General features: G+C 64.2%; 6 protein-coding genes. All 6 read right to left on the bottom strand.

All coding sequences use genetic code 11. The features are described 5' to 3' along the window. Positions 1 to 224, bottom strand: a 224-nt coding sequence (locus ABNS06_RS07305; protein WP_348673560.1) for a hypothetical protein, incomplete at its 3' end; no start/stop codon positions are given. A gap of 132 nt (positions 225 to 356) precedes the next feature. Continuing rightward, positions 357 to 1,505, bottom strand: a complete 1,149-nt coding sequence (locus tag ABNS06_RS07300) for a porin (RefSeq protein WP_348673559.1) — start codon at positions 1,503 to 1,505, stop codon at positions 357 to 359. 109 nt (positions 1,506 to 1,614) lie between these two features. Beyond that, positions 1,615 to 2,580, bottom strand: a complete 966-nt coding sequence (locus ABNS06_RS07295) for a phosphate ABC transporter substrate-binding protein PstS family protein (protein ID WP_348673558.1) — start codon at positions 2,578 to 2,580, stop codon at positions 1,615 to 1,617. A gap of 93 nt (positions 2,581 to 2,673) precedes the next feature. Next, positions 2,674 to 3,978: a phosphate regulon sensor histidine kinase PhoR gene (gene phoR, locus ABNS06_RS07290; protein WP_348673557.1), complete on the bottom strand. Its 1,305-nt coding sequence runs from the start codon at positions 3,976 to 3,978 to the stop codon at positions 2,674 to 2,676. After that, positions 3,975 to 4,667, bottom strand: a complete 693-nt coding sequence (phoB, locus tag ABNS06_RS07285) for a phosphate regulon transcriptional regulator PhoB (RefSeq protein WP_348673556.1) — start codon at positions 4,665 to 4,667, stop codon at positions 3,975 to 3,977. Before phoB ends, phoR begins: the two co-directional genes overlap by 4 nt. A gap of 150 nt (positions 4,668 to 4,817) precedes the next feature. After that, positions 4,818 to 6,684 (bottom strand): aminopeptidase N (gene pepN / locus ABNS06_RS07280; RefSeq protein WP_348673554.1); only part of this gene is annotated, 1,867 nt, incomplete at its 5' end.

Genomic DNA, 6,684 nt, shown 5'->3' with positions numbered 1-6,684 from the left:
TACCGGGCCACCTGATCGATCTCGGCTGGCGCGAACAGCGGCAGTACCACCCAGGCGAGATAGAAGAAGATCAGCAGGATGGCGACGAGAACGCCGACGCCTCCAATGCCAACCGCGACGGTAGCGACGCGATCCTTGAAGTACCGCCAGCGAATCAGGCGTTCGCTACCCGTTCGATCGGCCTGCGACAGGCCCGGATTCGGGCTGCGGGAAGTCTGGTCCATGCTCGAAGTCTATTGCTCGCCGGTGACAAATCGATGAACCGGCCGGTCCGTGCGGCGGCGCACGTCGCGATGAATCAAGGCCGGTCCCCCCGCGGTCGCGGAGGAACCGGCATCAGACTGCTTGCTTACGACCTAAAAGTCGAACTGCATGCGGGCGGTGACGGCGCCAGGCTCGTCCGTGCCCTCCGCCACGTCGGCGGTGATGTAGTTCAGCATGAAGCGAACCTGGGGGTTCCAGTACCAGTTGGCGCCGAACGTGACCGACTCCACCTCGTAGTCGATGGAGTCGTTCTCGACGTAGTCGTAACGCACCGCCACCTCAACCGCACCGTGGCTCTTGCGCGGCTTGACCCGCCCGAACTTGCCGGACTTGGCATCGAAGGGGCGCGACTCACCGGTCAGGAAGTAGCTGGTGTAGGCGTAGAACGCCGCGACATCCTGCTCCACCGTGTCGGTTTCGTAGGTACCGCCGACATACTCGGCCTGGACCGACAGCGGTCCGGCGATGCTGGCGAATTCCATCGCGTAGAGCGTGGAATCGGAGCGCTCACCGGTGTTGATGTCGACGATCGCGACACGCGAGGCATCGGACAGATGACCAGCCGGACGCACGCGGATGCGGTTGCGGCCTTCGATACCGCCGGTGACCAGCGTGGAAGCTCCCACGTGCAGCTGGGTGTACTCGCCCAGGCTCGGCGAGAAGATTACGCGAGCCGAACCGCCCACGCCTTCGGTGGTGCCCTGCCCGCCGTCAGCATCCTCATCCTGGTAGGCGTTGAAGCCCGACACGCCGTAGCCGATCGGACCGTAGTTGCCCCAGTAGCCGAGACCGACCTGATAGGACGGAGAGAAGGCCGTGACGAACGAGCGCTCCATGAACGTGGTGTAGCGCGAGCTGGTCAAGTTCTCCATCGTGAAGTACTGCTTGAACTGGCCGACCGTCAGCTTGCCGCCGGGGACCGCGAACTTCAGATAGGCATCCTTGGTCACCGTATCGCCGTCAGCGAAATCCACCTCGATCTTGTAGTCCAGACCGTAGATCTTGCCCTTGGAATGCAGGCGCAAGCGACGGAATTCGGTGCCGCTCTGGTTGTCCTGGGTGTCGTTGTCGAACACGGCTGCGTCCAGCATCAGACGACCACCAAACTCGCCGACGAAACTGCCGTCGTCGGAGGTGACCTTGATTCCACCTTTCGTGCTGACGTCGCTTGCCATGGCCGGCGAGGTCATCACACCCGCGGCGCATGCGATGAGCGCCACTCCCTTGATTGCTTGCTTCACTTCCTTGACTCCGAACACTGTGGGGGAACACTGGGCCCCAGGCTACAAAAGAAAGCGGGAGATCTCCGCTGAGATCTCCCGCCAGGTCGTACCGTGAACCGGCTGTGGCCTACTTGACCTTCGCCAGTTCCTTGGCCGCCTGGGCCGCAGGCAGCGGAATATACCCATCCTTGACGACAACTTCCTGTCCCACCTTGGAAAGCACCATCGTCAGGAACTCGGCTTCCAGCGGTGACATGGGCTTGTTGGGGTGCTTGTTGACGTAGACGTACAGCACGCGTGCCAGCGGATACTTGCCGGAAATGGCGTTGTCCGAAGTCGGCTCCACGAAAGCGTCACCGGTGTCCTTGGACAGCGGCAGCGCGCGCACGCCGGAGGTCTTGTAACCAACACCGGAGTAGCCAATTGCGTTCAGACCGGTGGCGACCGACTGAACGACCGAGGCGGAACCCGGCTGCTCGTTGACGTTGTTCAGATAGTCGCCTTTGCACAGCGCGACCTTCTTGAAGTAGCCGTAGGTGCCGGACACCGAGTTGCGGCCGTAGAGCTGAATCGGACGGTTGCTCCAGGCACCACTCAGGCCCAGCTGCCCCCAGCGCGTGATCGACTCCTGCGCTCCGCATTTCAGCGTGGAGGAGAACACGGCGTCGACCTGTTCCAGCGACATGCCTTCGATCGGGTTGTCCTTGTTGACGAACACGGCCAGCGCATCGATCGCGACGCCCACCGGCGTCGGCTTGTAACCGAACTTGCGCTCGAAGGCCTCGATTTCACCGTCCTTCATGCGACGGCTCATCGGACCCAGGTTGGAGGTGCCTTCGGTCAGCGCCGGCGGCGCCGTGGACGAACCGGCCGCCTGGACCTGGATGTTCACGTTCGGGTAGACGCGCTTGAACTCCTCCGTCCAGAGCGTCATCAGGTTGGCCAGCGTGTCCGAGCCCACGCTGGAGAGGTTTCCGGAAACCCCCTGCGCCTTTTCGTAGGTGGGAAGCGCTTCATCCACGCCAGAGGCGGACGCAGACAGCGGCAGCGCAACGGCCGCGACGGCGGCGGCCAGGCAATGACTCAATTTCATCGGAAATTCCTAGGGGTTGGGTCCATGTACCAGCCAGAGGCTAGTCGCGAGGCGTGTGAAGGCTATGAACCTTAAATGACAGTTTTGTGACAATCAGGCAGCGCGTTCTTCCAGACGCTCGGCCGGGAAATGACAGGTGAAGCTGCTGCCCTTCCCCTCCTCGCTTTCGATCTGCAATTCACCGTGGTGGCGTTCCAGTGCGTGCTTGACGATCGCCAGCCCCAGACCGGTTCCTCCGGTTTCCCGGGACCGGGCGACGTCCACCCGATAAAACCGTTCGGTGAGACGCGGGAGATCGCGCGACGACACCCCGATGCCGGTGTCTGTGACATTGAAATGAGCACCGTGTTCATCCCGCCACCAGCGCACGTCGATCCGCCCGCCCTCCGGGGTGTACTGCAAGGCGTTGAACACCAGGTTCGACAGACAGCTGTAGAGCTCGCTGCGACGCCCCGTCAGGAAGATGCCCTGCTCGATCTCGAAGGACAGCGTGTGACGCCCCTGCGAAATTTCCTTGGCCTCCTCCTCAAGTTCGGCCACCAGTTCGGCGACATCGACCGGCTCGACGCCGACATCCAGCGCATTGGTCTCCAGGCGGGCAAGCTTGAGCAGATCGGTGATGATGCGCTGCATGCGCAGCGCCTGATTGCGCATCTCGGTGACCGGCATCCGCCACTCCGCCAGCTCACCCCGGGTCTCCTGCTCCATCAGATCGATGTAGCCACTGAGCACGGTCAGTGGCGTGCGCAGTTCATGGGAGGCATTGGCCACGAAATCGCGCCGGGTCTGCTCCAGCCGGTGCAGATGTGACACATCACGCGCAATGAGCAGGCGCTGCTGGTTGCCGTAGGGAACGATGCGAACGTTGAGGGTCACGTTCTCGTTGTTCGGCGCGGCGATCTCCACGCCGCCCTCGTACTCGCCGGATTCGATGTAGCGGTTGAAGTCCGGACTGCGTAGCAGAAAGCCGATGCGCTGACCGACATCGCGCTGCGTACCGAATCCCAGCAGGTGGCTGGCCGCATGGTTGAACCAGACGATCTCGTCGTCGCGGTTGATCACGACCGCGGCATCGGGAAGCGCGGCGGTCGAGGCCTGAAACTCGGAGACGATCGCGGCCAGACGACGCTTGCGCTTGCGATTCCGGCGCTTGAGGCTGTAGATGCCCTCGAAGATCGCGCCCCACAGTCCGGTTGCCTCGGGAATCTCGCTCAGGCGACCACCGGACAGCCACTTGGTGAGGCGGTACGCCTGCACCGTATGCCAGAACGCGTAGGGCGCTATCGCGGCAACCAGCCCCCAGGCGACGGACTCGAGGAACACGCCGACGGCCGCCCCCAGCGCCGCCCACAGGACGATACGCCGCAATTCACTCTGCCATGCGAGCTCGGCGGTCACACCTTGGTCGAAAAGCGGTAGCCGGTACCGCGCACAGTCTGGATATAGTCGGCGAAGCCGAACGGTGTCAGCGCCTTGCGCAGACGACGGATATGCACGTCGACCGTGCGCTCCTCCACGTAGACGTTCTGTCCCCAGACCCGATCGAGCACCTGCTCGCGCGTGTAGACCCGCTCGGGGTTGCTGACGAAGAAGTTCAGCAACCGGTATTCGGTCGGTCCCAGCTTCACCGCCTCGCCGTTGGCGGTGACGCGCTGGCTGGCGGTGTCGACCTCCAGGCCCTCGACCTCGATGCGCTCCTCCGCGCCGCCCGGCAGCACGCGACGCAGCACGGCCTGGATGCGGGCGATCAGTTCCGCGGTGGAGAACGGCTTGGCGATGTAGTCGTCACTGCCGGTGTTGAGGCCGCGAATCTTGTCCTCCTCCTCCGCGCGCGCCGTCAGCATGATGATCGGCAGATCACGAAGATTCGGATCCGCGCGCAGTTCCCGCGCGAACTCGATGCCGGAGACGCCCGGGAGCATCCAGTCCAGCAGGATCAAATCGGGCCGACGGCTCGCGATGGACAGACGTGCGTCCTGGACATCGGCGGCTTCGGTGACAGTGAGGCCCTTGCGCTCCAGCGCAAAGCGGACCATGTCGCGGATTGGCGCCTCGTCCTCGACGATCAGGATGTGTTTGCCTTGCATTAACGGCGGTTTGACAGAGCGGGTGGTCACCGTTCGCGCACTCCCCCGCGCTAATCGGCGCGGAAACCCTATGACTCAACGATGACGAAACTGTGACAGCCTCGTGATCATCCGCCAAGCCGGCTGGCTTCGGGGTTCTCGTCCCTTCACCTAAAGCGCGGCGGAGACGATTTCCCGCACGTCGGCCGACAAGGACTCGGATTCCGCGATGCGCGTCAGTTCGCGTCGCATCAGTTCGCTGCGATCGCCCAGTATTCTCGCGACCTGAGTCAGCGGCCTGACGATGCGTGCCGCGACCTGCGGATTCAGCGCATCCATGGCCAGCCCCTCGTCCGCGAGCAGCCGGTAGCCTTCGCCGTCCATGCGATGGAACCCGTCGAACTGGCGTTGACCGAACGACCCGAACAAGGCCCGCACGCGGTTGGGAACGCCGCGATCGTAGTCGTCCCGGGCCGCCAGTTCGCGGATACCGTCGGGCTGGCCCTGAATGACGGATGTCGCCTGCAACTGGAACCACTTGTCCATGGCCAGCGGCTCGGTGCCCCAATCGTCGGCGAAGCGCGCGAACAACGCGGCGCGAACCGGAGCGTCGAGGTCGTTCACCGCCGCCAGCGCCGCGAGCCGATCGGTCAGATTGTCCGCCGCGCCCATCAAGGCCTCGGCTCGCGCCGCGGCACCCGAGGCGTCAACCAGACTCAGCAGCTTGAGACAGGCGCCACGCCGACGGCGCAGATGCGCCTGTTCAGCGTCGAAGCGATAGGGACTGGCGGTCCCGATGGCGTCATACCAGGCGACCAGTTGCCGGGCGAGGCCCTCGGCCACGGTCTGACGAACGCAGCGATCGGCAACCAGCGCCGCGTCAACGTCAACCGCGCCCAGCGCATCGGTGAACTCCACCGTCGCCGGCAGATCCAGCCACTCGCCGACGATGGGCTCCGACGGGTCCGTCGCCGCGACGGCCTCACAGAATGAGGTCAGCCGGGCACGGCCGCGGGCGTCATCACCCTGCACGTAGTCGGAGAACGCCGCGTGAAGCAGTCGCTGACCGGCCTCCCAGCGCGAGAACGCATCGCTCTCGGCGCGCATCAGCAACGCCAGATCGGTGTCGGGCTGGTCGAAATGCAACCGCACCGGCGCGGAAAATCCACGCAGCGCGGACAGCACCGGTCGCTCGCTCAGGCCGGTCCAGAGCATCTCCGCTTCAGGCCTGTCGAGCACGAACACGTTGTGGGCGGATTCCAGCAACGGCGTATCCGGCGAGGCGTCCACGGATGCGCCATGACGATCAAACAGCGCGAGGCTCACCGGAATCGGTGCCGGGTGCTTGTCCGGCTGTCCACGGGTTGGCGCCATGTGCTGGGTCAACGTGAGCCGGTAGGTGCCGGTGGTGCCATCCCACTGATCGCGCAGCTGCAGGCTGGGCGTGCCGGCCTGGGAATACCAGATCCGGAATGCGGACAGATCGGCGCCGCTGCCGGCCTCGATGGCGGCGACGAAGTCCTCGATGGTCACCGCCTGGCCGTCATGGCGCTCGAAGTACACGTCCATGCCCTTGCGGAAGCCGGCCTCGCCGACCAGCGTGCGCATCATCCGGATGACTTCCGAGCCCTTCTCGTACACGGTCGCCGTGTAGAAGTTGTTCATCTCCACATAGGATTCCGGTCGCACCGGATGCGCCATCGGACCGGCATCCTCCGGGAACTGGAACGCCCGCAAGCCGCGAACCTGCTCCACCCGGGCCACGGCGGGGTCGTTCACCGTCTCCGAGAACTGCTGCTCACGGAACACCGTCAACCCTTCCTTGAGGCTGAGCTGGAACCAGTCGCGACAGGTGATGCGGTTGCCGGTCCAGTTGTGGAAATACTCGTGGGCGATCACGTCGCGCACGACACGGTAGCCGGCGTCGGTGGCGGTATCCGGGTCGGCCAGCAGGCAGCTGGTATTGAAGATGTTCAGACCCTTGTTTTCCATCGCCCCCATGTTGAAGGCGGCGGCGGCGACGATCAGATAGCGATCC

It is taken from the genome of uncultured Abyssibacter sp. (assembly GCF_964000955.1).
Taxonomy (GTDB): Bacteria; Pseudomonadota; Gammaproteobacteria; order Nevskiales; family OUC007; genus Abyssibacter.
Note: the sequence above shows the minus strand (reverse complement) of the source record. Positions and strands in the feature narration are given on the sequence as shown.